The organism is Dongia sp. (genome assembly GCF_041905885.1).
Classification (GTDB): Bacteria; Pseudomonadota; Alphaproteobacteria; order Dongiales; family Dongiaceae; genus Dongia.
Map to the genome: position 1 here is coordinate 103,645 of NZ_JAYRKD010000007.1, position 24,592 is coordinate 128,236.

At 65.4% G+C, this 24,592-nt stretch carries 27 protein-coding genes and 1 tRNA gene; 15 read left to right on the forward strand and 13 right to left on the reverse strand.

Features of this window, described 5'->3' with window-relative positions; all coding sequences use genetic code 11:
• Window positions 1-66 precede the first annotated feature (66 nt).
• The 3 genes from ACH2CY_RS09400 to ACH2CY_RS09410 all read left to right on the forward strand — a co-directional run bounded on the left by ACH2CY_RS09400 (window position 67) and on the right by ACH2CY_RS09410 (window position 1,823).
• Complete coding sequence (locus ACH2CY_RS09400; RefSeq protein WP_395018424.1) at window positions 67-936, forward strand: LysR family transcriptional regulator; 870 nt, start codon at window positions 67-69, stop codon at window positions 934-936.
• A gap of 159 nt (window positions 937-1,095) precedes the next feature.
• Complete coding sequence (locus ACH2CY_RS09405; RefSeq protein WP_395018425.1) at window positions 1,096-1,395, forward strand: hypothetical protein; 300 nt, start codon at window positions 1,096-1,098, stop codon at window positions 1,393-1,395.
• Window positions 1,395-1,823, forward strand: coding sequence for a type II toxin-antitoxin system VapC family toxin (locus ACH2CY_RS09410; RefSeq protein WP_395018427.1), 429 nt, complete (start codon window positions 1,395-1,397; stop codon window positions 1,821-1,823). The genes ACH2CY_RS09405 and ACH2CY_RS09410 overlap by 1 nt, the downstream gene beginning before the upstream one ends.
• Before the next feature lie 178 nt (window positions 1,824-2,001).
• Here the strand turns inward: ACH2CY_RS09410 and ACH2CY_RS09415 are convergent, their stop codons facing one another.
• From ACH2CY_RS09415 to guaB, 10 genes are all read right to left on the reverse strand, one after another.
• Window positions 2,002-3,186, reverse strand: a complete 1,185-nt coding sequence (locus tag ACH2CY_RS09415) for a hypothetical protein (protein ID WP_395018429.1) — start codon at window positions 3,184-3,186, stop codon at window positions 2,002-2,004.
• A gap of 227 nt (window positions 3,187-3,413) precedes the next feature.
• Window positions 3,414-3,809: a PIN domain-containing protein gene (locus ACH2CY_RS09420; protein WP_395018430.1), complete on the reverse strand. Its 396-nt coding sequence runs from the start codon at window positions 3,807-3,809 to the stop codon at window positions 3,414-3,416.
• A gap of 13 nt (window positions 3,810-3,822) precedes the next feature.
• On the reverse strand, window positions 3,823-4,077 hold the full coding sequence (locus tag ACH2CY_RS09425) for an AbrB/MazE/SpoVT family DNA-binding domain-containing protein (RefSeq protein ID WP_395018432.1): 255 nt from the start codon (window positions 4,075-4,077) through the stop codon (window positions 3,823-3,825).
• 109 nt (window positions 4,078-4,186) lie between these two features.
• The gene (locus tag ACH2CY_RS09430; RefSeq protein ID WP_395018653.1) at window positions 4,187-6,199 is read right to left on the reverse strand and encodes a YgiQ family radical SAM protein; all 2,013 of its coding nucleotides are present in this window, start codon (window positions 6,197-6,199) and stop codon (window positions 4,187-4,189) included.
• Between the two features lie 371 nt (window positions 6,200-6,570).
• Window positions 6,571-7,092: a hypothetical protein gene (locus tag ACH2CY_RS09435; protein ID WP_395018433.1), complete on the reverse strand. Its 522-nt coding sequence runs from the start codon at window positions 7,090-7,092 to the stop codon at window positions 6,571-6,573.
• An 86-nt stretch (window positions 7,093-7,178) separates the two neighbouring features.
• The gene (guaA, locus tag ACH2CY_RS09440) at window positions 7,179-8,726 is read right to left on the reverse strand and encodes a glutamine-hydrolyzing GMP synthase (protein ID WP_395018435.1); all 1,548 of its coding nucleotides are present in this window, start codon (window positions 8,724-8,726) and stop codon (window positions 7,179-7,181) included.
• An 18-nt stretch (window positions 8,727-8,744) separates the two neighbouring features.
• Entirely contained in the window at window positions 8,745-9,323 is a 579-nt protein-coding gene (locus ACH2CY_RS09445) for a hypothetical protein (RefSeq protein WP_395018437.1), read from the reverse strand.
• Window positions 9,324-9,431: 108 nt separating this feature from the next.
• Window positions 9,432-10,004, reverse strand: coding sequence for a GNAT family N-acetyltransferase (locus ACH2CY_RS09450; RefSeq protein WP_395018439.1), 573 nt, complete (start codon window positions 10,002-10,004; stop codon window positions 9,432-9,434).
• A complete protein-coding gene (locus tag ACH2CY_RS09455) occupies window positions 10,001-11,350 on the reverse strand; it encodes an RsmB/NOP family class I SAM-dependent RNA methyltransferase (protein WP_395018440.1) in 1,350 nt (449 codons plus the stop codon). The genes ACH2CY_RS09450 and ACH2CY_RS09455 overlap by 4 nt, the downstream gene beginning before the upstream one ends.
• 12 nt (window positions 11,351-11,362) lie before the next feature.
• Window positions 11,363-12,826, reverse strand: coding sequence for an IMP dehydrogenase (guaB, locus tag ACH2CY_RS09460; protein WP_395018441.1), 1,464 nt, complete (start codon window positions 12,824-12,826; stop codon window positions 11,363-11,365).
• Window positions 12,827-13,128: 302 nt separating this feature from the next.
• Between guaB and ACH2CY_RS09465 the strand changes: the two genes are divergently transcribed.
• Together ACH2CY_RS09465 and ACH2CY_RS09470 are read left to right on the forward strand one after the other, a co-directional pair.
• Window positions 13,129-13,386, forward strand: coding sequence for a type II toxin-antitoxin system Phd/YefM family antitoxin (locus ACH2CY_RS09465; protein WP_395018443.1), 258 nt, complete (start codon window positions 13,129-13,131; stop codon window positions 13,384-13,386).
• Window positions 13,383-13,766: a type II toxin-antitoxin system VapC family toxin gene (locus tag ACH2CY_RS09470; RefSeq protein ID WP_395018445.1), complete on the forward strand. Its 384-nt coding sequence runs from the start codon at window positions 13,383-13,385 to the stop codon at window positions 13,764-13,766. The genes ACH2CY_RS09465 and ACH2CY_RS09470 overlap by 4 nt, the downstream gene beginning before the upstream one ends.
• 4 nt (window positions 13,767-13,770) lie before the next feature.
• Here ACH2CY_RS09470 and ACH2CY_RS09475 read toward each other — a convergent pair whose 3' ends face one another.
• From ACH2CY_RS09475 to ACH2CY_RS09485, 3 genes are read right to left on the reverse strand one after another with little or no spacing between them, the layout of a single operon-like run.
• On the reverse strand, window positions 13,771-14,130 hold the full coding sequence (locus tag ACH2CY_RS09475) for a hypothetical protein (protein WP_395018446.1): 360 nt from the start codon (window positions 14,128-14,130) through the stop codon (window positions 13,771-13,773).
• Entirely contained in the window at window positions 14,127-14,822 is a 696-nt protein-coding gene (locus tag ACH2CY_RS09480) for an RlmE family RNA methyltransferase (RefSeq protein WP_395018655.1), read from the reverse strand. Before ACH2CY_RS09480 ends, ACH2CY_RS09475 begins: the two co-directional genes overlap by 4 nt.
• Window positions 14,823-14,876: 54 nt before the next feature.
• Window positions 14,877-15,965, reverse strand: coding sequence for a Ppx/GppA phosphatase family protein (locus ACH2CY_RS09485; RefSeq protein WP_395018447.1), 1,089 nt, complete (start codon window positions 15,963-15,965; stop codon window positions 14,877-14,879).
• 324 nt (window positions 15,966-16,289) lie between these two features.
• Between ACH2CY_RS09485 and ACH2CY_RS09490 the strand changes: the two genes are divergently transcribed.
• The 10 genes from ACH2CY_RS09490 to ACH2CY_RS09535 all read left to right on the forward strand — a co-directional run bounded on the left by ACH2CY_RS09490 (window position 16,290) and on the right by ACH2CY_RS09535 (window position 24,557).
• Window positions 16,290-16,363: transfer RNA gene (locus tag ACH2CY_RS09490), tRNA-Gln, on the forward strand.
• A gap of 274 nt (window positions 16,364-16,637) precedes the next feature.
• A complete protein-coding gene (locus ACH2CY_RS09495) occupies window positions 16,638-19,187 on the forward strand; it encodes an AAA family ATPase (RefSeq protein ID WP_395018449.1) in 2,550 nt (849 codons plus the stop codon).
• Window positions 19,188-19,194: 7 nt separating this feature from the next.
• Window positions 19,195-19,794: a DUF4255 domain-containing protein gene (locus ACH2CY_RS09500; RefSeq protein ID WP_395018450.1), complete on the forward strand. Its 600-nt coding sequence runs from the start codon at window positions 19,195-19,197 to the stop codon at window positions 19,792-19,794.
• The gene (locus ACH2CY_RS09505; RefSeq protein WP_395018452.1) at window positions 19,791-20,498 is read left to right on the forward strand and encodes a hypothetical protein; all 708 of its coding nucleotides are present in this window, start codon (window positions 19,791-19,793) and stop codon (window positions 20,496-20,498) included. The genes ACH2CY_RS09500 and ACH2CY_RS09505 overlap by 4 nt, the downstream gene beginning before the upstream one ends.
• Before the next feature lie 58 nt (window positions 20,499-20,556).
• Entirely contained in the window at window positions 20,557-21,468 is a 912-nt protein-coding gene (locus ACH2CY_RS09510) for a hypothetical protein (RefSeq protein ID WP_395018454.1), read from the forward strand.
• 30 nt (window positions 21,469-21,498) lie between these two features.
• Window positions 21,499-23,070, forward strand: coding sequence for a phage tail sheath family protein (locus ACH2CY_RS09515; protein WP_395018455.1), 1,572 nt, complete (start codon window positions 21,499-21,501; stop codon window positions 23,068-23,070).
• 15 nt (window positions 23,071-23,085) lie between these two features.
• A complete protein-coding gene (locus tag ACH2CY_RS09520; RefSeq protein WP_395018457.1) occupies window positions 23,086-23,520 on the forward strand; it encodes a phage tail protein in 435 nt (144 codons plus the stop codon).
• 24 nt (window positions 23,521-23,544) lie between these two features.
• Complete coding sequence (locus ACH2CY_RS09525; RefSeq protein ID WP_395018459.1) at window positions 23,545-23,946, forward strand: hypothetical protein; 402 nt, start codon at window positions 23,545-23,547, stop codon at window positions 23,944-23,946.
• Entirely contained in the window at window positions 23,943-24,125 is a 183-nt protein-coding gene (locus ACH2CY_RS09530; RefSeq protein ID WP_395018460.1) for a DUF6760 family protein, read from the forward strand. Before ACH2CY_RS09525 ends, ACH2CY_RS09530 begins: the two co-directional genes overlap by 4 nt.
• A 9-nt stretch (window positions 24,126-24,134) precedes the next feature.
• Window positions 24,135-24,557: a phage tail protein gene (locus ACH2CY_RS09535; RefSeq protein ID WP_395018462.1), complete on the forward strand. Its 423-nt coding sequence runs from the start codon at window positions 24,135-24,137 to the stop codon at window positions 24,555-24,557.
• Window positions 24,558-24,592 lie beyond the last annotated feature (35 nt).

The following is a 24,592-nucleotide window of genomic DNA, read 5'->3' on the forward strand; positions in this document are numbered from 1 at the left end:
CGATTTCCGAAAACCGGATAATTCGAAACCTATCCATCCGATAATCGAAAACCGGCCGAAGCGCCCATGCAACACGACCTGCAACTCGACTGGCTGCGCTGCTTCGTGGCGGTGATCGACACCGGCTCGCTCTCCGCCGCGGCGCCCGAGCTGCACCGCTCGCAATCCGCGGTCAGCATGCAGCTGAAGAAGCTGGAATCCGCCCTGGGTTACCGCGTGCTCGAGCGCGGCCCCCGCCGGATGGCGCTGACGCGCGAGGGCCAGGCCCTGCTCACCTATGCGCGCCGCATCCTCGACCTCCACGCCGAGGCCAAGGCGGCGGTCGGCGAAAGCGAGGCGCTCAGCGGCCGCGTCCGCCTCGGCGTGCCCGACGACTACGCGGCGAAGTACCTGACCCCGGTGCTGAAGCGCTTCGCCCCGCGCCATGCGCAAGTCGAGATCGAGCTCACCTGCGAGCAATCCACCGCGCTGATCCCGCGCGTCGCCCGAGGCGAGATCGACCTTGCCCTGGTCTCACGCCAGGACGCGCGCGCCGGCACGCTCTTGTTCCACGAGCCTCTGGTCTGGGTCGGCGCGCCGCAATTCCAGCTCTGGCGCCACGACCCTTTGCCGATCGCGGTCTACGAGGAGACCAGCCTCGCCCGCCGCCACGCCGTGAAGGCCCTGGCCCAGCAGGGCCGGGCGTTCAAGATCGTCTACAACAGCTCCAGCCTCGCCGGCCAGATCGCCGCCGTCGAAAGCGGCCTCGCCGTCGCCGTGCTCACGCAATGCAGCGTCCCGGAAGGCCTCGACATTCTCGGCCGCGAGCACGGCCTCGGCCCGCTGGACCCGATGCAAGTCGCCGTCCACCGCAGCAAGGCCTCGCGGGGCGAGAAGGCAGTGGACATGCTGCACGGGCTGCTGGTGCGGACGTTAAGGTCGGCGCCAATCTCTTAGGGTCACGTCGAAATCCCACTCGGTCGTCATCCCCGGGCTTGGCCCGGGGATCCACGAGTTTACCGGCCTGCCGCGCACTGAAAGCCAAACAGCGCTGCGTCTGGATAGCCTTGAAGTTACGCAATGTCTGGCTATATTACTGGATATAGGAGAGCGACCATGGGCAAAGCACAGCGACGCGCCATCCAGAACTACCGCTCCCGCCTCAGCGAGCGCGGGCTGGCGCGTTTCGAGGTGCTGGGGCGCGACGCCGACCGCGATCTGATCCGCTCGGTCGCCCGGAAGCTGGCGGAAGACACCTCGGAAGCGGCGGCGTTGCGCGCCGCCGTCAGCCAGTCGGTCACGGGCGAGCCGCCGCGCAAGGGCGGCATCCTGGCCGCACTGCGCCGCTCGCCGCTGGTCGGCGCCGACCTCGACCTCAAGCGCCCGCGCGAGGCCGGGCGCAAGATCAAGCTCTGATGCGCTTCCTGCTCGACACCAACATCATCAGCAACGTCACGCGGCCGTCGCCCTCCGCAGCCCTCTTGGATTGGATGGCCGATCAAGCCGACCAGAACCTCTACATCTCCGCGCTGACCGTCGCGGAGATCAGCCGCGGAGTCCTGGAGAAACCGGCCGGCAAGCGCCGCCGCGAACTGGAGTCATGGTTCGCCGGCCCGGAAGGCCCGCAGGCCTTGTTCGCCGGCCGCGTCCTCCCCTTCGACGAGAAAGCCGCCCTCGCCTGGGCCCGCCTGATGGCCGAAGGCAAGACCCGCGACCGCCCGCGCAGCGCCCTCGACACCATCATCGCCGCCATCGCCCAGGCCAACGACTGCATCGTCGTCACCGACAACGAACGCGACTTCACCGGCGTCGAGACAATCAATCCGATGAAGGCGGGGCGATAGCACGGCCTCGCTGACTCCCTCCCCCGACTTCGGGGGAGGGTTGGGGTGGGGGTGCCCCACACGCGACCTCACGCAACTCTTCTTCCGCTCTCGCCACCACGCCGCCGTCATCCCGGGACTTGGTCCCGGGATCCACGCCTTTCTCACCACCGCTTAGGTACGGCAGAAGCGGCCCGTTCTATGCTTTGAGAATCTCGTGGAGGATCGCCACCACGTAGAGACGAAGCTGGACCACTGTTTGGCGCTCACTTGCAACATGGGTGGCCTTGGAGGATCGTTCGTAGACAGCTCGCGTGAGCAACGCAATTGATTCTTCGAACGTCGTGACCGCTTGCTCGGTAACACCGCTCGAAGAGCGGTTTGCTTTCTTTTTCATGATGAAACGTACTTTCTGCTTCATCGTCGGAGCGGGTCGGCCGTCCTCATGTGAATAGCCCGGCATTGAGGTCACCTCGCTGTCCGCTGCGAGATGGTCGAGGATTTCTCTCAATGCCTCACGCAATTCGAGGGCAGGGCCGCGAAACGAAACTCTGCTGTCATCTGCTAGGTCGAGAATTGCTTGCTGGTATGACTGCGCGGCAGACGGAACGAGGGCGTCTAACATTCTAATGATCTCGTTGTCTTCGCTGCTGTTGCGCGCACTCACTTCAGCCTTCACTCCGTGCGAAGGCGGTAGAAGCTTTTGGATGTCAGTAAGAGCGAATGTTACCCCGAAGGCTTTTAACTGGACGCTCCCGTGGCGTATCCAAGTAGAAAAGTCGCCTGCAGCCCAATCTTGTTCGAGCGCCCCATGTCCCTCTGCCCACCAAAAATCCCTCGGAACATCTTGGTTGTGAGCCACACGCGGGCCTTCGTGAAACAGCTCCGCGCGGGCGCGGATCATTCCCGCGTGCGCGCGTTCGCAAATCCGAAGATGCGCGGAGAACTCAGCCATGATGGGGGCGAGCATCTCTACCGCCTCTGCTGCTCTGACCCATTCGACCTGTTTGGAAAGACTCGCGTTGACGATGCATGCCTTGAGAACATCTAACTCTTCGAGACGATGTTCCACCCGCCATTTGAGTCGCAGATCAGTTCTATCAATGTGATCGTTATCAAATCCAAAAATAAAGTTATGACCTTCAATATTCTGATCCAGAAAAGTTAAGGTCTTCTCCTGAAGAATGGTATGACGCTTCATGTTGCCTGCGCCGTCAGCGTATACGTTGGATTCTATATTGCAATCGAATGGCTGATCGTGGATTTGAGCGACAACAGACTGCCATTCGCGCCACTCTTCAATGAGCTTATCCAGTTCTGACACAACCCAGTCTCGGTCAGGATTGCTCAGAGTGATTTTTCGCGGTCTCCTCTCGCTTTTCATGGCTGTGTCTTCGGCATCGGGATGTTTGGCTTCGAAATGAGAGAGTACCGCGTTCTAGCTACCATGCCACTCGATTTAACGATCAATAGGTGTGGTGCTGAATGCGTGAACCCTCAATTCTGCCCCAGAGGCCCCGCACCCTTCGTCATAAGCCGCTGCGCCACGCACTGCGCCGCCCCGGCCGCCATCGGAAACCGGGTCTCGCGCATGGACTCCGGCGCCGGGGATCACCCGACCAGCGTCATGCCGCAACCCTTCGCCGCCGCGCGGTCGAAGGTCATCGTTCGGGTGCAGCCTGCGGCGGCGGCGGCTTGCTGGATGAGGCAGTCCGCGAAGTCGGCATTGGAGCCGGCAAAGAGGCGGAGCGCTTTCCAGATCACTTCGGCGCGCTCGACGACGATTTCCTTGGTGCGCAACAGGGCTTCGAAGGCTTCCACCAGCTGGTGCCGGTCGAGCTCATAGGCGGAGGACAACACCCACGCCAGTTCCACGGCGGCGACCATGGAAACGAAGCCGGGGGCCTCTGCGGTCAGGGATTCCAGCAACCGGCTCGCCGCGGCCGACTGAACGGCATCGTCCTGCATGATGTAGCGCACCAGGACATTGGTATCGAGCCCGATCATCGGCCCACCCGGTTCACTTGCCGGTGTTCTTCGCCGACGCGCCGCGCCGGGCGATGGCCGCATTCATCGTCTCGATCGACACGCTCTTGCGGGGCTTGCCGAACATGCCTTTCAGCGCGGTCACGGGCCGGGTCGCAGCGATGACCTCATAACGGCCGGCCGCGATCTCGACAAATTCGACCCGGTCGCCGGCATCCACCCCGAGTGCCGCCCGCACCGTCGCCGGTATGGTGATCTGCCCCTTGCTGGTCAGTGTGGCCGTAGTCATCGAAAGGCTCCGTCGGTTGTTCCTTACAATATAGTAAGGAATGGCTCTTGCGCAAGGACCCGCTTCCGGATTGACGATCATGCCGTCCGTGGCGGCGCGTCCTGGCCGCTCACTTCTCCCCCGGAAACCCCACACCCTTGGTCGTGAACCGCTGCCCCCCGCGCGCACGTCCCGCGCGCTGCTTCGGCCGCGCCTTCGCACCCGGCTCCTTCGCCGCCCACCCCGCCGGCTGCCGTTCCGGCACGAGCTGGTCCTCGCGCGACCCGATCAGATCCCCGCGCCCCATCTTCTGCAATGCCTCGCGCAGCACCGGCCAGTTGTCCGCATCGTGATAGCGCAGGAACGCCTTGTGCAGCCGGCGTTGCGTCAGGCCCTTCACCGCCTGCACTTCCTCGCTCCCGCCATGCCGCACCGCCTTCAGCGGGTTGACGCCGCTGTGATACATCGCTGTGGCCGTGGCCATCGGTGAGGGCAGGAAGGTTTGCACCTGGTCGGCGCGGTATTTGTTCTTCTTCAGCCAGAGCGCGAGGTTCATCATGTCCTCGTCGGTCGTGCCGGGATGCGCCGCGATGAAGTAGGGGATCAGGTAGTATTTCTTCCCCGCCTTCTTCGCCGCCGCGTCGAACATCGCCTTGAAGCGGTCATAGGCGCCGATCCCCGGCTTCATCATCTTGTCGAGCGGCCCGCGCTCGGTGTGCTCCGGCGCGATCTTCAGATACCCGCCGACGTGATGCGTCACCAGCTCCTCGACATATTCCGGGCTCTTGATCGCGAGGTCGTAGCGCACGCCGCTCGCCACCATCACCTTCTTCACCCCCTTGGTCTCCCGGACCTTGCGATAGAGCCGGATCAGATCGTCGTGGCTGGTGTTGAGGTTGGGGCAGATCTCCGGGAAGACGCAGGAGGGGCGCCGGCAGGCGGCCTCGATCTTCGGGTCCTTGCAGGCCATGCGGTACATGTTGGCGGTCGGCCCGCCGATATCGGAGATCACGCCGGTGAAGCCCGGCGTCTTGTCGCGGATCTTCTCGATCTCTTGAAGAATTGAACCCTCCGAGCGGTTCTGGATGATCCGGCCCTCATGCTCGGTGATCGAGCAGAAGCTGCAGCCGCCGAAACAGCCGCGCATGATCGTGACCGAGAACTTGATCATGTCCCAGGCGGGGATCTTCGCATCGCCATAGGAGGGATGCGGCGCCCGCGCATAGGGGAGGTCGTAGACCGCGTCCATCTCCTGCGTGCTGAGCGGGATCGGCGGCGGGTTCAGCCAGATGTCGCGGTCGCCATGTCTTTGAACGAGGGGACGCGCATTGCCGGGATTGCTCTCCCGGTGCAGCACACGGCTTGCCCGCGCATAGGCCTCCTTGTCCTCGATCACCTGCTCGTAGTCGGGGAGGCGGATCACCACGTCGCCCTTGGCGCGCGCCGCGCCCTCATCGCTTGAGTCGAGATCGTCGGCGCGGAGCTCGGTGTACGTGTCGGGCACCTTGCGATAGAGCGCGACACCGCGGATGTCGTCGAGATCGCTGGGGCGTTCGCCGGCATCGAGCCGCCGCGCGACTTCAACGACCGCGCGCTCGGCATTGCCATAGAGCAGCAGGTCGGCCTTGGCATCGGCCAGCATCGAGCGCCGCACCTTCTCCGACCAGTAGTCGAAATGCGCGATCCTTCTGAGCGAGGCCTCGATGCCGCCGAGGATCACCGGCACGTCCTTCCAGGCCTCGCGGCAGCGCTGTGCATAGACGAGCGTGCAGCGGTCCGGCCGCTTGCCGCCTTCGCCGCCCGGCGTATAGGCATCGTCATGCCGCAGCTTCCGGTCGGCGGTGTAGCGGTTGACCATGGAATCCATGTTGCCGCCGGTGATGCCGAAGAAGAGCCGCGGCTTGCCCAGCGCCTTGAAGGGCTCCGCCGACTGCCAGTCCGGCTGCGCGATGATCCCGACCTTGAACCCCTGCGCCTCCAAGAGGCGCCCGATGATCGCCATGCCGAAGCTCGGGTGATCGACATAGGCATCGCCGGTCACCAGCACGATGTCGCACTGCTCCCAGGCGAGCGCGGTCATCTCTTCGCGGCTCATCGGCAGGAAGGGTGCGGCCTGGCTCGCCCGGGGGCGGGACGCGGGCATCAGCGGCGGGGTGATCGCGACCTGGGTCTCCATGGCGCACGCATAGGACGCTGCGGCCGCAAAGGCAACCCGCCGACTCCCGCATCGACTCTCGAGAACAAACATGGTACAGTTACCGGGTTGCCGATTCCAGCCGACGGGATCCGCCGGCCTGCAACCCCGACCGGGCCCCGACAGAATCACCCGACCCCGACGGGACCAGCGAACCTTTACAGGGCCTTTACGCTGCGCGGATGTGCTTTTGGCCCCTGCCGCGAGAATTTGTGAAGTCCTGCCAGAGAGTTAGCCTGCCTTTCCAGGGTGGGAAAAGGCCGGGGGGTCGTAAAGGTCGGCCCGCGCCCGGCTCACGGCGCGACCTGTCCAGCGTAGCTTTAGCGAAGCTGGATGGCGGCCCGGAACGTGACGTCGAAAGAGGAGGTGTTGCCGAAGAACTCCGTCGGTTCCGCGCTCTGGTAGCGGGCGTCCACGGTCTTGCCGTCGAGCGTCTTCGGGGTGAACACATCGGCGGTGGAGAGCCCGCTGGGCGAGGGGCCCTTGAAGCCGTTGTGGCGCCAGACGGTGGAAATCGGCTTGCCCGAGGCGTCGAGGATGATCTCGAAGGCATGCAGCTTGCCGGCATCGGCGAGATCGCTGCGGGCGAAGTCGTCGCTGAGCGCGGTCGCGTCCAGCGGCACGTCGCTCACGATCACCAGCGTGTCGGTGGTGCTCTTGTCGAAGAAGCCCGGCACCGACTGCGCATAGGCATAGGCGACCTCGGTCACCTGGCCGTTGACCGTCAGCGTGCCTTCGGCCTTGCCCTCCGCCGGATCGGCCAGGCTGCCCATCGCCGTCGCCGAGAGGGCGAGCAGGCTGAAACCGGCCAGGACCATGGATTGGCGTGTGAGCGGATTCATCGACGAAGCTCCTGCGGATACGGGTGGCAGAGGCCAGTGGGTATCCCGGGCTTCACCGCGGGTTCACGCCCGCCCCGTGATCCCGCTCACTCCCACTCGATCGTTCCCGGCGGCTTGGAGGTGTAGTCGTAGCAGACCCGGTTGATGCCCTTGACCTCGTTGACGATCCGCGTCGCCATCCGGCCGAGCAAAGCCGGCTCGAAGGGATAGAAATCCGCCGTCATGCCGTCGGTGGAGGTGACGGCGCGCAGCGCGCAGACATGATCATAGGTGCGGCCGTCGCCCATCACGCCGACCGTCTTCACCGGCAGCAGCACGGCGAAGGCCTGCCAGATCTGGTCGTAGAGCCCGGCCTTGTCGATCTCTTCCAGATAGATCGCATCGGCCTTCCTGAGGATGTCGAGCTTCTCCCGGGTGATGTCGCCGGGAATGCGGATCGCAAGGCCCGGGCCGGGGAAGGGATGGCGCCGGATCATCTGCTCCGGCAGGCCGAGCTCGCGGCCCAGCGCGCGGACCTCGTCCTTGAACAGCTCGCGCAGCGGCTCGACCAGCTTGAGGTTCATCCGCTCCGGCAGGCCGCCGACATTGTGATGGCTCTTGATGGTGACGCTGGGACCGCCGGTGAAGGAGACGCTTTCGATGACGTCGGGATAGAGCGTGCCCTGGGCCAGGAAGGCCGCGCCGCCGATCTTCTTCGCCTCCTCGTCGAACACCTCGATGAACAGGCGGCCGATGGTCTTGCGCTTCTGTTCCGGATCGGTGACGCCGGCGAGCTGGCCGAGGAAGAGATCGGAGGCGTCGCGATGCACCAGCGGGATGTTGTAGTTGTCGCGGAACAGCCGCACCACCTGCTCCGCCTCGCCGCCGCGCAGCAGGCCGTGATCGACGAAGATGCAGGTCAGCTGATCGCCGATCGCCTCATGGATCAGCACCGCCGCGACCGAGGAATCGACGCCGCCGGAGAGCCCGCAGATCACCTTGCCCTTGCCCACCTGGGCGCGGATCTTGGCGATCATCGATTCCTTATAGGCCGCCATGGTCCAGTCGGCCTTGCAGCCGCAGATCTTGTGCACGAAGTTCTTGATGAGGGCCGCGCCCCGCGGCGTATGCACCACCTCGGGATGGAACTGCACGGCGAAGTATTTGCGCTTCTCGTCGGCGATCGCGGCATAGGGCGCGCCGTCGCTGACCGCCACCACCTTGAAGCCTTCCGGCAGCCGGACGACGCGGTCGCCATGGCTCATCCAGACCTGGTCGGTGTCGCCGGGCAGCCAGACCCCATCGAAGATCGCCGAGGGTTCCTTGATTTGCAAGGTGGCGCGGCCGAACTCGCGGTGATCCGAGCCATGCACCTCGCCGCCCAATTGCGCGCACATGGTCTGCTCGCCGTAGCAGATGCCGAACACCGGCAGCTTCGACTGCCAGACCTCGTTGGGCGCCCGCGGCCCGTCCTCCGTCGTGACCGAATGCGGGCTACCGGAGAGGATGATCCCCTTCGGGTCGAAGCCCTTGATCTTCGCGGCGTCGGTGTTGAACGGCATGATCTCGCAGTAGACGCCGGCCTCGCGCACCCGCCGCGCGATCAGCTGCGTCACCTGCGATCCAAAATCGAGAATGAGAATGCGATCGGTCATGAATATCCTTGCGTCGTCTTAGAAAGCATTCAGGGACAGGCGATGCTCAATGGCCTGCGACAGCGCCCGCGAATCGAGTCCGAACAGCACGGGCGGGATGCCGATCCGTTTGCACGGTCGCTTACGCCAGCGCGGGCGCGTCATGCGGTACTTGTCGGAAGTGATGAGATCCAGAATCACCAGCGGAAAAGGGAAGACTGCCTTCCTTTGAATGCCCGCAATATCTCCCCAAAGGATTGTCGATGGCGTTATCCGGTTGAAACGGAGACCATCCTCCGAAAGCTCCAGCGCAATCGGGGTGGTGAAGACGGTGGCAAACAACGAATAGCCGCCCATGGCGAGGAAGGCATACTCATAGCCGGGAAAGACGTGAAGGCTCGGCAGACCCAGCATAGGCAATAACCCTACCGAAGCGATCCCTACGGAGGCGATTATGCGGCAGCAGCGCTCTGCGAAAGGCTCGGAGAGCCGGACGGTCACACTCGGATTAAACAAACCGGCAGGATGATGAGGGCGAATGTCACGCCAGACGCGCAAGAGGGCGCCAGGCAGGAACCCGGCGAACATGCAGGCGATGCCGAGGCTCTCGGACTTCAAGAGAGAACTTCTCGCCGCGATTTCGTAGGAGACGCTGGAGTAGATGCACCACGCCAGGAGCAGGAGGAAACCGAGGTGGAAAAGCAATGTGCGCCGTCCGGACACAGATCAGCCTCTCTGCGCCGGTTGGCAGGCCGCGATCAGCGCATCGAGGTCCTGCCATCCATACGCCACGTCCGGCGCGCCTTCATCGACACCCTCGGCGAAGACCGTGCCGCCGAGCTTGTCGTAGAGCTTGCGATAGTCGTTGTCGCGGAAAGCCCAGAGCATCGGCGCGCGCTTGCCGCCGACCTGCCAGTGATGGGCGATCTCGGCCATTAGCGCGCGGCCCAGGCCTTTGCCCTGTGCTGCGTGGCGGCAATGGACGATGTTGATCTCGCAGTCGAAGTCCTTGAGCTTCGGCTGGCCGGGGATCTCGCGGGTGATCTCGTGATCCAGCACCGGCCCGCCATAGATGAAGCCGAGGATCGGCCCGTCGGGCTCCTGCTGGCCGACCAGGACCAGGTTCTGCCCGTCCTGCATCTTGTGCTTCCAGTAATCCAGCCGCTTCTCCGGCTGCTTCGCCGCGATCTGCGCGTCGCTGACGACGCCGGCATAGGCGCTCTTCCAGCCGAGGTAGTGGATCTCCGCGATCTCCAGCGCGTCGTCGAGCACGGCCGGGCGGATCAGGTAGCCGCTCACGCCGGCGTCTCCACCGCCGCCTTCCGCTCCATCACCGCGACGAAGAAGCCGTCGGTGCCATGCTTGCCCGGGGTCAGCACCAAAGTATCGCCGTCGCCCGGATACGGCGTCTCAAGGCCCAGCCGCTCGGTCGCCTCGGCCCAGACCTTGGGCGCGGGCAGCAGCGCGAAATCCTGGTTGGCTTCGAGAAAGGCTGCGACTTGATCGGCATTCTCTTCCTTGAACAGCGAGCAGGTCGCATAGACCAGCCGCCCGCCGGGCTTCACCAGCCGCGACGCGCTGTCGAGGATGCGGCGTTGCAGATCGACCAGCTCCTCGAGGTCCTTTGGCTTCAAGCGCCATTTCGCATCCGGGTTGCGGCGCCAGGTGCCGGCCCCGGAGCAGGGCGCGTCGATCAACACCCGGTCATAGCCGCCGGCATGGCGCTTCACCCAGGGATCGCGTTCCGAGGAGAGATCGCGGCGCTCGACATTGTTGATCCCGGCGCGGCGGATGCGGGTCGCGGAGCGCTCGATCCGGCCTTTGAGCACGTCCATCGCGACCAGCTTGCCCTTGTTCTCCATCATCGCCGCCAGGGCCAAAGTCTTGCCGCCGGCGCCGGCGCAGAAATCGACCACCCGCTCGCCGGGCTGAGGGTTCACCATCAGCGCGATAAGCTGCGAGCCCTCGTCCTGGATCTCGATCAGGCCGTCCTTGAAGACGGTGAGGGTCGCCAGCGGCGCGCGGCCTTCGACCCTGAGGCCCCAGGGCGAGAGCGGCGTTGGCTTGGCCTCGATATCGGCCTCGCGCAAGGCGCGGATCGCCTGCGCCCGCGTGCCCTTCAGGGTGTTGACCCGGATATCGGTGGTGGCTTCCACCAGCGCCGCGCGCATCTCGGCTTCGAGATTCTTGCCGAAGGCGCGTCTCAGGCGCTCCTCGCACCATTCGGGAAATTCGTAGCGCACCCAGAGCGGCGCCTTGGGATCCTCGAGCGTCTGGCCTTCCAGCGCCTTGGCGATCCGCTTCTCGGTCTGGTCGAGGGTCGGCGGGCGATATTGGCCGCCGTCGAAGGCGCCGGCGATCCGGTCGGCCGACCAGCCTTCCATCACCGCCATGCGCGCAATCATCCGCGCCCGCTCCAGCTCCGGCAGCTTCACGTCGCCGCGCGCCCGGTCGAGCTTCCAGCCCAGGGCCGCGCGCCGGCGCAGGATGGCATAGACATGGTCGAGCACCGCGCGCCGGTCGGCGCCGCCGATATAGCGCCGGGTGCGGAAGTAGGCCGCGGTGGCGCGATCGGCCGGCGCCGTTCCTTCGTGGATCGCTTTCAGCAGTTCAATCGCGGCTTGGAGTCGGGCGCCTGGAGTCACTTACGGTGTCACTTACATGTTCTGCCGATAGTTCGGCGCTTCGCGGGTGATCTGCACATCATGGACATGGCTCTCCGCGAGGCCGGCATTGGTGATCCTGAGGAACCGGCACTTGGTCTGCATCTCCGGGAGCGTGGCGTTGCCGGTATAGCCCATCGCCGCCTTCAAGCCGCCGACCAGCTGGTGGATCACGGTGCCGGCGGGACCCTTATAGGGAACGCGACCCTCGATGCCCTCGGGCACGAGCTTCAGCTTGTCGGCCACTTCCGCCTGGAAGTAGCGGTCGGCGGAGCCGCGGGCCATCGCGCCCAAGGAACCCATGCCGCGATAGGACTTGTAGGAGCGGCCGTTGTAGAGGAAGACCTCGCCCGGGCTCTCGTCAGTGCCGGCCAGCAGCGAACCGACCATGGCGCAATCCGCGCCGGCCGCGATCGCCTTGGCGAGGTCGCCGGAATATTTGATGCCGCCGTCGGCGATCACCGGGATGTTGGATTTGTGGGCGCGCTCCGCGGCATCGGTGATCGCGGTCAGCTGCGGCACGCCGACGCCGGCGACGATGCGGGTGGTGCAGATCGAGCCCGGGCCGATGCCGACCTTGATCGCATCGGCGCCCTGGTCGATCAGCGCCTGGGCGCCGTCGGCTGTGGCGACATTGCCGGCCACCACCTGGCAGTCGTTGGAGAGGCGCTTGGCCGCGGCGACCGCGGAGAGCACGCCTTCAGAATGGCCATGCGCGGTGTCGATCACCAGCACGTCGACGCCGGCCTCGAGCAAGGCTTCGGCGCGGCGGAGCCCGTCTTCGCCGACGCCGACCGCGGCGGCGACGCGCAGGCGTCCGCGCTCGTCCTTGCTGGCGGAGGGATAAGCCTGGGCCTTCTCCATGTCCTTGACGGTAATGAGGCCGATGCAGCGATAGGCGTCATCGACCACCAGCAGCTTCTCCAATCTATGCTGGTGCAGCAGCTTGCGCGCCTCGTCATGCGCGGTGCCGGACTTCACCGTGACCAGGCGGTCCTTGGTCATCAGGTTGCCGACGGTCTCGTTCATGTCGGTGGCGAAGCGGACGTCGCGGTTGGTGAGGATGCCGACCAACTTGCCGGAAGACTTCTCGACCACCGGGAAGCCGGAGATCTCATGCGCCTCCATCAGCGCGCGGGCCTCGGCCAAAGTCGCCTCGGGATGGATGGTCAGCGGGTTCACCACCATGCCGCTTTCGAACCGCTTCACCTTGCGGACCTCTTCGGCCTGGCGCGCAATGTCGAGATTCTTGTGGATGACGCCCATGCCGCCGTGCTGCGCCATGGTGATCGCCATCCGGGCCTCGGTCACCGTGTCCATGGCCGAGGAGAGCAGCGGGATCGAGAGCTGGATCCGTTTGGTCAGCTTGGTCGCCGTGACCGCCGTCGCGGGCAGCACGGCGCTTCGCGCCGGCTCCAGCAGCACGTCGTCAAAGGTCAGAGCGTCACGGATTTCCATCGCCAAACCCCGCTGGAGGGACCGTCGGTGGAAACCGGTCCGTCCTTAAAGTGTATTCCTGCCCGGAATCGGGTTGGCGCGGCATCATACACAGGGACTTCCGGCCGTCCAGGAAAAGGGCCGGAAAACCGCGGTTTCGAGCCGCAGGGCAGGCATGCCCCCATGGCTATGGCGTCCGAGATTTGACTTCGCTATATCTGGGAGTCGGGGCCGGTCTCCGGCCTCAATTCCGCGCTCATCTTGAATTGGACCATTGGATGGTCCAAATTGTCTTGGATGATTGGTCCAGCGATAGGTGCGGCATGCGCATTTCGGTCTCCGAAGCAAAAGCCCAGCTCACCGAACTCGTACGTCGTGCGGAAGCCGGCGAGGAAGTCGTGCTGACGCGTCATGAGCAAGAGGTCGCGCGCATTATTCCGTCGAAAAAGGTGGTCGATCGCGCGGAGCGTCGCCGCATCATTGAGGAGATCAGCAAGGCGGCGGCAGCCGAAGCGACTCCCGGCCCCTGCGCCGCGCGCAGCCAGGATTTCCTTTATGACGAGTTCGGCGTGCCAAGATGATCGTCGTCGATACCTCGGCGATCATGGCTGTGTTGTTGAGAGAAGCGCCGGGCGAAGCCTGCTCCAAAGTTCTCGATCTCGAAGAGGACTTGCAGATTTCAGCCGGCACGTTCGCTGAGGTCTTGATCGTTGCCGCCGGGCGCCGCATTGCACGACGAGCGTCGGATCTTGTCGAGCAACTGGGCATTGCGATCATCCCCGCTACCGAAGCTACGGCGCGCCAAGTCGGTGCTGCATACGAACGGTGGGGTAAAGGCTTCCACGCCGCGAGTCTCAACTTCGGAGACTGCTTTGCCTACGCTCTGGCGAAGGAGCGCGGCTGCCCCTTGCTCTATGTCGGTGGCGATTTCTCAAAGACGGATATAAAGAGCGCGATCTAACGCTCTATAGGATGCTGCCGGGCCAGTTCCCAACCACGATCGTAGCGGCAAGTCCGGAGATCGCCATAAAGCCCGCCGACGCGCCACGCCGTTGCAGTAGAAACGGCATTGCCAAGCCTGTTGCGAGCAGGACGACTCGAACCCAGCCGCCCGTCAGATAATTCTCTTGGCTTCGCAGGATTCGCAACTCGGCAAATGCACCTTCCCAGCCCCAGGGATAGCAACCGCCTTGCATGAAGGCATCGACGGTCTCGCAACCTTGCCCAAAATGGGCCTGCCACAGATCGACGGTGAAGTAGAGCAACGCAAGCAGCAGAAGTGCCTGGAGTGCGATTTCCCATCGGGATGGAGCGCGCAGCGTCACGACCGTCCCCGGAAACTCAGCGCCACCACGTAGATCTCCGCCGAATCCTTGCGGCTGGCGGCCGGCTTCACGTGGCGGACCTCCTCGAAATCGCGTTTCAGCGTCTTCAGGAGATCGCCGGTGGCGCCGCCCTGCAGCACCTTGGCGATGAAGGTGCCGCCGGGCGCCAGCACCTCGGCCGCGAAGGCATAGGCGGTCTCGGCGAGCGCCATGATCTTCAGATGGTCGGTCTGCTGGTGTCCGGTCGCGGAGGCGGCCATGTCGGACAGCACCACATCCGCTTCGCCGTCCAGCAGGGCCTTGAGCTTGTCCGGCGCCTCGTCGCTCATGAAATCGAGATGCAGGATCTCCGCGCCCGGCAGCGGATCCATCTCCAGGATGTCGATGCCGATGACTTTACCGCGCCCCGACTTCAGCACCTTCTCGCCGGCGACCTGGGTCCAGCCGCCGGGCGCGGCGCCGAGATCGACCACGCGGGCGCCGGGCTTCAGGAACTGGAAGCGCTCGTCCAGCTGCAGCAGCTTGAAGGCGGCGCGCGAACGGAAGCCCTGCTTCTTTGCCTCGGCGACATAGGGGTCGTTCAGCTGGCGGTGCAGCCAGCGCGTGGAGGAGGCGGTGCGTTTGTTGGCAGTCTTCACCCGCTCGGTGAGGCCGCGCCCTGATGGATTGGAGCTCCTGCCGCCCCTCGTCATGTCCGGCTGACGCGCCCCGCCCTTGGGGCCACCCTTCGAACCGCGCGCCATGCTCTAGGCCGAGAGGACTTGGCCGTTGGCGAGCGGAATCGGCGCTTCCAGTGCGGCGTTGCGCGCCGGGCCGCTCATCAGGCTCATCAGAATGCCTTCGCGCACGCCGCGATCGGCGACCCGCAGCCGTCCCACCGGCCAGAGCTTGCAGATCGCCGACAGAATGGCGCAGCCCGAGAGAACGAGATCCGCGCGCTCCAGACCGATGCAGGGAATCTGTGCGCGGCCGGCCACGTCGCGGCGCGCGATGTCGCCGCTGATCCGCTCGACATCGGCGAAGTCGAGATAGGAGCCGTCGACCTGGCCGCGGTCATAGCGCGGCAGCCCGAGGCGGATGCCGGCGAGTGTCGTCACCGTGCCGGAGGTGCCGAGCATCTGCACCTCGCCGGCGCCGATGGCGCGGGCGGCGCTGATGGCGCGGTGCAAGGGCTCCAGGTGTGCCGCGACCAGATCGACCATGCGCTGGTAGAAGGCCTCGGCGCTCTCGCCGGCCCCAGCCTCGGCGCCGAATTTCTCGGTGAGCGACACGACGCCCAGCGGCACCGAATGCCAGGCCACCATCTCCGGCGCCTGGTTGGGTCGGAAGCGCAGCCAGCCAAGCTCGGTCGAGCCGCCGCCGATGTCGAAGACGATCGCGTAGGGCCGGTGCTTGTCGAGCAGCGGCAGGCAGCCCTTGAAGGCGAGCTGGGCTTCCTCGCCGGTGGTGATGATGTCGAGCCGCACGCCGGTCTCGGCCAGCGTCCGGCCGACGAAGTCGGTGCAGTTCTCGGCGCGGCGGCAGGCTTCGGTGGCGACCGCGCGGCTGAGTGTCACCCCACGCCGCGCCATCTTGCCGGCGCAGATCTTTAGGGCTTCGAGGGTGCGGTTGATGGCGGCTTCGGAGAGCCGGCCGGTCTGCGACACGCCCTCGCCGAGGCGGACGATGCGCGAGAAGGCGTCGATCACATGGAATCCGGATCCGGCATGCCGGGCCACGAGCAGCCGGCAATTGTTGGTGCCGAGATCGAGCGCGGCCATGATTTCGCCGGGCCGGGCGGCGCGCGCAAACACCGGCTGCGCAGCCTCCGCCGGACCGGAAAGGCCCGTAATCACCGTCTGTAACTCCTCAGCCCGGGTCGCCGCCGCCGCGCTTCGCCCGGGGCCTCCCCGGAGCGCCGGCCGCTCTCGCGCCTGGACCGTTCCACCGCCGATCCTACACGCAACGGGGTACAAAATGAAGGATTTGGGACAGGCCTTCAGCCCAAGCCGGGCTGAATCGGGCGGAAAACCGCGGGATTCCGCGCTTTTCGGCGCCGGGAATGCCGGAAAGCCGTCCGCGTGAAAGGCGGGTTGAAACTCCAGAGTCGAGACGATAAATTCCGCCCGCTTCCGCCGACCCGGCCTCCTTATATAGAGTGCCGGTCATAAGGCCCCTGCTGGGGGATCGTCTAGCGGTAGGACTACGGACTCTGACTCCGTCAACCCTGGTTCGAATCCAGGTCCCCCAGCCATCCGCTCCCGCCACAGTTTCGATCGGCACACTGCGACGCTGACGCCGGTCAGCGGCCGCACGGCGATTCGTGCCGTCGATGATCCGGAAGGATCTAGGCCAATGGATCCAAGGCCATCCTCCGCCTGATCTGCGCCCGTTTAACCGCCGCCTGAACCGTTGGCTGCATCGCCGCGCTCGATCTTCCATGGACCATCGGCATCGATTGTCAGTCTCGGTTGCACGCGATCATCCTCGCTCGAATTGCGCGACCAGCGAAGACGAGGCGGCGCGACGTGGCTCTCAAGGTCATGATCATCCAATCGCAGAAGGACGTGCTCGGCCAAGTCGTCGAAACGGCCATTATCGACGCGCCGGATTTCGAGCTGGCGGAAGACCGCGTTGTCGCGATCGAGAACATGGGTCTCGCACTGGAGACGCATGGCGCGACCCTGGACGTGCTGATCGCGATCGGCGACGGCCTGCCGGTGCGAACCGTGTTGGCCTGGTATCCGAGCCTCATCGTGTCGCACATCGTCATCGGCCCGGATGCCGTCCACCTGGACTTGAAGCATGTCGGCCTCGATCAGCTGCTGTCGACCTTGCGCCTGCTCCACCGCAAAGAGGATGACCGCGCCGCCGGCTGCGCACTGGAATACCACATCGCCTCTCGCCCCGGCCAAGCCGCCGACGATGCCTGCGAGGTGGTGCCGGCAGGCATGAAGGTCACCACCGCCATGACCAAGGCGCTGCGCTGGGTGGACGCGCTGCTGCTGCTCTATCACCAGCAGAATCCGCCGGCGGAAGGCGACATTCCGGGGCTGTCGCGGGGCGGCCGACTGCCGATCGAAGCCATGGTCAAGCCTGCCGCCGCAGAACAGGCCCTGCGGCTCGAGGCGGCGCGCGCCGCGCTGCTCGAAGCGGACAAGGCGTTGCGGGCCGAACTGGAGCGGGTCGGCGGGTCCGAGCCGCTGGGCGCGCTGCTTCATAATCTCTCGCTGAGCTTCCTCGAACTGCAGGCGATCCTGCTCTGCCTCGCTCCTGAACTCGATCTCCGCTACCAGGCGGCCTACGGGATGCTGCACGACGATCTCGGGCGGCGCTCCGCGACCCTGGGTCTGATCTGCGCCTTGCTGGGCGAAGCGGAGCTTGTCCGCGCCGAGCTGTCGCGGACGCAAGGCCTGGTGCGCTGGCGGCTGATCGAACAGGCAACCGCGCTGCCGCATGCGGACGAGCCGCTGCGCCTCGAACCTGAGCTTATCGCCTGGCTGCTCGGCGAGCATGACGCGCTGGCCGCGGATGGGCGTCTGCGGCGTATGGTCCGAGTTGCACCCTGGCCGGGCGCCGGCTGGGCGCGCGAACCTGAGCGCGCGCAGATGCCGCAACAGCTCGGCCGGCTGCTGGCGGAAACCGTCGCCGAGGACCGCGTCGTGCTCCTGACCGGCGACGGCGCCGATCGCTGGCGTGCCGATCTCGAGGCGGGGGCGACGACAGTTGGCAAGCCGCTGTTGCGCATCGTCCTCGGCGCCGCCAGCGAGGGGAATGCCGAGGAAATCGGCATCCGCATCGCGCGCCTGGCGCAAGTGCAGGCGGCTGTGCCGGTCGTCGATCTCTCGGAAATGGAGCCCGGCGCGACTCCATCGGACGGCGTCGCCCGCCTGTCGGTCGCGATCCAGGAGCGCGTGCCCCAGACCATGGTCATCGCGCCGGACGGCGAATGGCTGTTGGGCGCGATCGGTGCAAGGCGTTGCCTGCTGCTCCGGAACCAGAGGCTCGATCGCCGCGCCACCGGCGTGAGTTACGTCGCGGCCGCGGCCGAGGCCGGGCTCGCCATCACCGCGGAGGAGGGCGCCCGCCTCGCCCTCACTTTCGAACTGTCGCTGGGTGGAGTCGCGGCAGCGGCACGGCTGGCCGCCATGGAAAAGCCGGCGGCCGAGCTGGAAGGCAGAGCATTCCCGCGCTTGGTCGCGGCCTGCCGCAGGACCGCCAGCCCCGACCTGCCCAAGTTCACCCAGCGGATCGAGCCCGCCTTCTCGCTGGACGATGTGGTGCTGCCTGCGGAGCGCAAGGCGCAACTTCGGGAAATGATCGGCCATGTCCTGCATGCCCCCCGCGTGCTCAACGACTGGGGCTTCGGCGCGCAATTGCCCTATGGGCGCGGCGTGGCCGCGCTGCTGAGCGGTTCCAGCGGAACCGGCAAGACCATGGCTGCGCATGCGGCGGCGCGCGCGCTGGATGCCGTACTTTATGTTGTCGATATCTCCCAGGTCGCCAGCAAATACGTCGGCGAGATGGAGAAGAACATCGATGTGGTGTTCACCGAGGCCGAGCGCGCGGGCGCGGTCCTGCTGTTCGACGAGGCGGATGCCTTCTTCTCCAAGCGCAGCGAGGTCAAGGATGCCCATGACCGCTACGCCAACATGGAGGTGGCCTATCTGCTGCAGCGAATGGAGTCGTTCGCCGGCCTCGCCATCCTCACCACCAACTTCCGCCAGAACATCGATCAGGCCTTCCTGCGCCGGTTGCGATTCGTGATCGAGTTCCCGCGCCCCGGCGTCGAGGCCCGTGAGGCGATCTGGCGGCGGTGCTTTCCGCAGGACATGCGACAAGATTCCGCGATCGACTTCGCTTTCCTGGCGCGGCAGCTCGACATCACCGGCGGCAATATCCGGCAGATCCTGGTCGGCGCCGCCTTCGCCGCGGCGGCGGAGAACGCGCCGGCAATCGAGATGCGCCACATCGTTGCCGCCTCCGGCGCAGAACTCACCAAGCTCGGCAAGCAGAGCACGGCGCGCGAGTTCGCGGAGTACGAAAACTATCGCCGCCAGTCGGCCAACGCGGCGTGAGGCGAGGATGCAAAGCAACGCGATCCAGCAGGTCGGGGAAGCTTTCAAGGAACGCATCCGGGCAGCGCTCGCGGCGGAGCCGGATGCGCCGATCGGCGACCAGATAGTGGTGCATCTCGGACCGCTGGACGACGACGAGGCGAAGAACGCGGACGCCGTGCTCTTCCTCTATAGGGTCGCGACCAATGCCGAGCTCCGCAACAGTCCACATGCCGTCGATCCGGCGCACAATGGCGCGCCACCCGTACTTCATGAAGGCGCAGTCCCTCTCGATCTGCATTTCCTGCTGACCGGCGGGGGCGCGCTGAAGGGCGGCGAGACGGAAGCCCTATGGATCCTCGGCATCGCCATCCAGGCGATGAACGAGGAGCCGAACCTGGTGGCTGCGTCGCTTCAAGGCGAGACCGTTCGCGTCAGCCTCGACCCGGTCACGAGCGAGGAGATGAGCCGGATCTGGTCGCTGTTTCCGACCGTGAACTACCGCACCTCGGTCGCCTATCTCGCCTCGCCGGTCTGGATCGATCCCAAAACGCCGCGGGTCCAGGGACCGCCGGTGGTCGAGGAGCCGCACCGCTTCTGGCACAAGCGCACGAGGGCAGAGGCATGATCGCCGACGATGTCATCGGCCAGCCGGATCGCCCGAACCGCACGGTGCTGTTGGCGGTCGAGCTGATCGACCCGGTAGCGCGGAGCCTGGTGTCGCGGGGCGTCGAGGTGACGGCGGTCGGGTTGAGCAGCCGGCCGATCGTCAACGCGTCCGGCCGGTTCGTTTGGCTGACCGAGGGCCAGGCTTGGCCCCAGCGGATAGTGGTGACGCCGACCACGGCGCCCTATGCCGCGCAGATCGCCGCGCCGCCGGTCCTGCCCGAGCGGCTGCGCAGCATCTTCCTGCGACCGGCGCGCGACTACGAGCCGGTGGATGGAATCACTGGATTGCGCGGGCGGCTCAAGGCGACGGCCGCAGACGACGCGCCCCCGATTGTCGGCGCGCGTGTCCAGCTCGCCTGGTCCGATCACAAGGGCAATTTCCGCCCGCTGAAACCGAAGCCTGAGAGTGCCGGCGCCGACGATCCCGACGCGCCGTCGCCGGCCGAGGTGCAGACCGACGCAAACGGCGAGTTCATCGCCCTGCTGCGGCCGCCCGGACTCGGACCGAAGATCGTCAACGGGGAGATAACCGTGCGTTTGCAGTTCACCCGCGGACGCGAAGTTCCGGTGACGAAGTTTTCCGCCGCCCACATCGTCCGGGAGGGCCGGCTGTCGGCGAAGCCGCTGACTCTCTCCTGGGCCAATCTCGATGACCCGATCTGACACAACGATAGGAAGGTGGAAAGTGGCACAGGCGAGAACCCCAGACGAAATCCTGACGATGGTGAAGGACGACCTTCGTCTCACAGACTCCAAGAAGTACGCCCAATACAAGAGCGAGCTCGAGGAATACCTCGGCAAGCGCAAAAAGCTGATCGAAGATTACCAGGCTGCCTACCCGAACAAGCTGAAGCGCTGGCAGGATCATCATGGCGACCTGCGCCGCCTGTGGAACGATCTGTCGAAGATCTATCCGAACTGGATCGATGCCGTCAAAGGTCCGATCTGCCAAAGGATTTCCGAGATCAGCGGGACCGAATACCTGATCAATACCCGAAAGTATCGAACCAAAGGGATCTACGAGCGCAGGCTCGAGGCAAGCAACGCGGCCGCCCAGCTTGCCCTGGACGAAAGGAAAGCCTGGATCGCCGCCCCGCAGCAAATCGATGCCGCTCTGACGGCGCATGATGGGCTGATCAAGGCGATCGACGACCTGGTTCCAGGCCGGCAGCAGGGACAAGCGATCTACACATTCTGGTTCAAGTTGCTGCCGGATCATGTCCGGGTCGGACCCGAGAGGCCGGGCGCCGAGTTTCCATCCTTCCCACCGCAGGACACCGGCGCCGCTTGGTTGTGTCCGGTCCAGGACGACACCGTTACGACGCCGCCGGAAGACGGTGCGTTTCCGCCCAAGCCGACCGCCCCCGGAAAGCGCGCGCCTTGGCTCGTCCCGCCGGAGGACTACGGCGACAAGCTGGATGCCGCCTGGATCGCCTACGACGCTGCGCGACAGGCTGCAGTCGCGGCGGAAGTCGAGTTCAAGAGGCAGCCCGACGACACCGACACAATCAGTGCACGGCTCAAGGATCTCAACAAGACCCTCGAGCAGCGAATCGCCGATGCCCTGACCGGATACGGCGCTGCTGCGGCCGCCGTGTCCCAGAAGGGCAACGGCGACCACACCGCCGATTAACCCCAGACGCACGAACCCAGGGAGCCAGTCATGCCGGAATATTTGACGCCAGGCGTCTATGTCGAAGAAATCGAGCGCGGGCCTCGACCCATCGAGGGCGTGCCGACCAGCACTTCGGCCTTTCTTGGAGAAACCGAGCGTGGGCCGCTCTGGCCGCGCCTGGTGACCAGCTACACGGAGTATCGGCGCTGGTTCGGCGGCGTCTTCCGTGCCGGCTGCTTCATGCCCTATGCGGCGAATGGCTTCTTCGAGAACGGCGGCAAGCGGCTCTACGTCTGCAGGATCGTCGGGCAGAACGCCACGCCGGCCAGAAGGGTGTTCGGCGACTTCACCGTGACGGCGGTCGGTCCGGGCGCTTGGGGCAAGCACGTCTGGGTCAAGATCCAGGACGGCTCGACCAGAGACAACAATGGAAACGCCGGCTTCCGCCTGCAGCTCGCCTACTGGAGCGAGGATCCCGGCAGCTTCCAGAAGTACGATCCCTTCGACCGCGACAACCGGAACCAGCTGCCGCGCCCGCAGTACCAGGAGGACTTCGACGACCTCTCCGTCGATCCGAAGTCGCCGGACTTCTTCGAGAAGCGTCTGGTTAATAGTTCGAGCAACATGCCGGTCTCCGCGCTGGCGATGATCGAGCGGACCAACGGGACCGATTCCAAGCCCACGAACACCGCGGCCGATGGAGAGTATCTGGACCAGGACGGCGTCGATGACAACGACCTCAGCGACGACGACTACAAGGGCGAGGTGAATCCTCCGCGCGAGGACGTGCAGGGCCTGGCGGCGCTGAAGCTTGACGCGTTCAAGGACGTCGCGCTGGTCCATGCGCCGTTCCCACTGGCCAACCAGGTCGCCATCGCGAAAGCCGTCATCGAGCACTGCGAGCTCGAACGCTTCCGCTTCGCCGTGATCGATCCCGGCCGGACCGCGGCGCCAGGAGATATCAATCCGCGCGACGATTTCACCACCGACAGCTCCTACGCCGCGCTCTACACGCCCTGGATACACATTTCCGATCCACAGACCGGGGTCATCCTGCCCGTCCCACCCGGCGGACATGTGCTCGGCGTCTACGCGCGCACCGACATTGAGCGCGGCGTCTTCAAGGCGCCCGCCAACGAGATCGTCCGCGGCGCCTTGGACGTCGAGTTCGACATCAACGACGAGGTTCAGGGCACAATGAACCCGCGCGGCGCCAACGCGATCCGCAAGTTCTCAGGTCGCGGCATCCGCGTCTGGGGCGCGCGCACCATGACCTCCAACGGGCTGTGGAAGTATGTCTCGGTGCGGCGGCTGTTCATCTTCCTCGAGCGCTCGATCTACGAGGGCACGCAGTGGGTGGTGTTCGAGCCGAACGACGATCGGCTGTGGGCTCGGGTGAAGGACACGATCCGCCTGTTCCTGCGCACGCAGTGGCGGGAGGGCGCCCTGTTCGGGCGCACCGAGGACGAGGCGTTCTTCATCACCTGCGATCGAACCACCATGACCCAGGACGACATCCTGAACGGTCGCCTGATCTGCGAGATCGGCATCGCGCCGGTCAGGCCCGCCGAGTTCGTCATCTTCCGCGTGTTCCAGCAGACCGCGGAAGCGCAGCGTTAGAGGAGGCAGACCGAAATGGCACGCAAGGACCCGCTCCGCAATTTCCGCTTCCGGCTGGAGATCGCCGGAATCAAGCAGGGCAATTTCAGCGAAGTCACCATGGGCGAGACCACGACCGACGCCGTGGACTACCGGGAGGGCAGCGACCCCGCACATGTGCGCAAGCTCGACGGCCTGACCAAGTTCGGAAACATCACGCTCAAGTGGGGAGTCACCGACTCCACCGAGCTCTACGATTGGCACAAGGCGATCATGGCCGGCCAGATCCAGAGCAACCGCAAGCAGGTCGCGATCATCGTGATGGACGAAGCCGGCGCCGACAAGGCCCGGTTCGTGGTCAGCGAGGCCTGGCCGATGAAGTACCAGCCGAGCGGCCTCAACGGCAAGGGCAACGAAGTCTTCATCGAGCTCCTGGAGCTCGTCAACGAAGGCATCGAGCGCGTGCAGTAGTAGCGCGGCAACAGGAGCCAAGACATGCAGCCGAAATCTTCAGCCGGATTCCAGACCGAGGTCGAGTTCACGCTGCCGAAAGGCTATCTCGACCAGACCGGCATCCTGCATCGCAAGGGCGTGATGCGGCTCGCCACCGCGGCCGACGAGATCCTGCCGCTGCGCGACCCGCGGGTGCAGCAGAACGAGGCCTACCTCGCGGTCATCGTGCTCTCCCGCGTCGTCACCCGCCTCGGCGAGCTGCAGGAGGTGGATACGCGGGTGATCGAAGGCCTGTTCGCTTCCGACCTCGATTACCTGCAGCGGTTCTACGAGCGAATCAACAGCGTGCCGGAGGACGAGCCCCTGCCGGCGCCGATCGCCGGCGGCGTGGCGCGCGGCCAAGAGGCGCTGCAGAAGGGCTTCCACACCGTGGGGGAAGCTTGAAGGCCTATCCGCCCGAGCAGCTCCGGGAGGAGATGGCCTTCATCGCCTTTCACTTCCATTGGGGACCGGGCGAGCTGTTTGCGCTCGAGCATGCCGAGCGGCGCCACTGGTGTCGCGCGATCTCCGGCATCAACCGGACGCTCGACGGCTCGCCGCCCAATCCTTTCGAGGGACTCTAGGACCACCGCATGGCGCGCAAGGATCCCTATCACGGCTTTCGCTTCCGCGTGGAGTTCGATCACGTGCAGCACGGCGGGTTTGCGCGGGTGAAAGGCCTGGTGCGCGAAGTGAAGGTCGAGACGCGGCGGGAAGGCGGGGTCAACGATTTCGAGCACAAGCTCGCGACGCTGACCAGCTACGGGAACCTCATCCTGGAGCGCGGCCTGATCGACCAGTACCTCTGGGACTGGCAGGAGGCGGTGGTCGAGGGAAAGATCGAGCGGCGCACGCTCACCATCGGCTTGCACGACGAGACCAAGACCGAGGTCTGGCGCTGGCTGGTACTGGACGCATTCCCGGTCAAATGGTCGGTCGGCGATCTCGACGGCGCCAGCGGCCAGGTGCTGATCGAAAGTGTCGAGCTCGCGCATCACGGGATCAAGCGCGGATGAGAATGGTGCCCCACCGGATCAAGCCCCAGGCCCGT

What these genes read in the sequence shown, in the direction of transcription:
- ACH2CY_RS09400 (WP_395018424.1), top strand. Translation starts at nt 67, where the DNA reads ATGCAACACGACCTGCAACTCGACTGGCTGCGCTGCTTCGTGGCGGTG.
- ACH2CY_RS09405 (WP_395018425.1), top strand. Translation starts at nt 1,096, where the DNA reads ATGGGCAAAGCACAGCGACGCGCCATCCAGAACTACCGCTCCCGCCTC.
- ACH2CY_RS09410 (WP_395018427.1), top strand. Translation starts at nt 1,395, where the DNA reads ATGCGCTTCCTGCTCGACACCAACATCATCAGCAACGTCACGCGGCCG.
- ACH2CY_RS09415 (WP_395018429.1), bottom strand. Translation starts at nt 3,186, where the DNA reads ATGAAAAGCGAGAGGAGACCGCGAAAAATCACTCTGAGCAATCCTGAC.
- ACH2CY_RS09420 (WP_395018430.1), bottom strand. Translation starts at nt 3,809, where the DNA reads ATGATCGGGCTCGATACCAATGTCCTGGTGCGCTACATCATGCAGGAC.
- ACH2CY_RS09425 (WP_395018432.1), bottom strand. Translation starts at nt 4,077, where the DNA reads ATGACTACGGCCACACTGACCAGCAAGGGGCAGATCACCATACCGGCG.
- ACH2CY_RS09430 (WP_395018653.1), bottom strand. Translation starts at nt 6,199, where the DNA reads ATGCCCGCGTCCCGCCCCCGGGCGAGCCAGGCCGCACCCTTCCTGCCG.
- ACH2CY_RS09435 (WP_395018433.1), bottom strand. Translation starts at nt 7,092, where the DNA reads ATGAATCCGCTCACACGCCAATCCATGGTCCTGGCCGGTTTCAGCCTG.
- guaA (WP_395018435.1), bottom strand. Translation starts at nt 8,726, where the DNA reads ATGACCGATCGCATTCTCATTCTCGATTTTGGATCGCAGGTGACGCAG.
- guaB (WP_395018441.1), bottom strand. Translation starts at nt 12,826, where the DNA reads ATGGAAATCCGTGACGCTCTGACCTTTGACGACGTGCTGCTGGAGCCG.
- ACH2CY_RS09465 (WP_395018443.1), top strand. Translation starts at nt 13,129, where the DNA reads ATGCGCATTTCGGTCTCCGAAGCAAAAGCCCAGCTCACCGAACTCGTA.
- ACH2CY_RS09470 (WP_395018445.1), top strand. Translation starts at nt 13,383, where the DNA reads ATGATCGTCGTCGATACCTCGGCGATCATGGCTGTGTTGTTGAGAGAA.
- ACH2CY_RS09480 (WP_395018655.1), bottom strand. Translation starts at nt 14,822, where the DNA reads ATGACGAGGGGCGGCAGGAGCTCCAATCCATCAGGGCGCGGCCTCACC.
- ACH2CY_RS09500 (WP_395018450.1), top strand. Translation starts at nt 19,195, where the DNA reads ATGCAAAGCAACGCGATCCAGCAGGTCGGGGAAGCTTTCAAGGAACGC.
- ACH2CY_RS09505 (WP_395018452.1), top strand. Translation starts at nt 19,791, where the DNA reads ATGATCGCCGACGATGTCATCGGCCAGCCGGATCGCCCGAACCGCACG.
- ACH2CY_RS09510 (WP_395018454.1), top strand. Translation starts at nt 20,557, where the DNA reads ATGGTGAAGGACGACCTTCGTCTCACAGACTCCAAGAAGTACGCCCAA.
- ACH2CY_RS09515 (WP_395018455.1), top strand. Translation starts at nt 21,499, where the DNA reads ATGCCGGAATATTTGACGCCAGGCGTCTATGTCGAAGAAATCGAGCGC.
- ACH2CY_RS09520 (WP_395018457.1), top strand. Translation starts at nt 23,086, where the DNA reads ATGGCACGCAAGGACCCGCTCCGCAATTTCCGCTTCCGGCTGGAGATC.
- ACH2CY_RS09525 (WP_395018459.1), top strand. Translation starts at nt 23,545, where the DNA reads ATGCAGCCGAAATCTTCAGCCGGATTCCAGACCGAGGTCGAGTTCACG.
- ACH2CY_RS09535 (WP_395018462.1), top strand. Translation starts at nt 24,135, where the DNA reads ATGGCGCGCAAGGATCCCTATCACGGCTTTCGCTTCCGCGTGGAGTTC.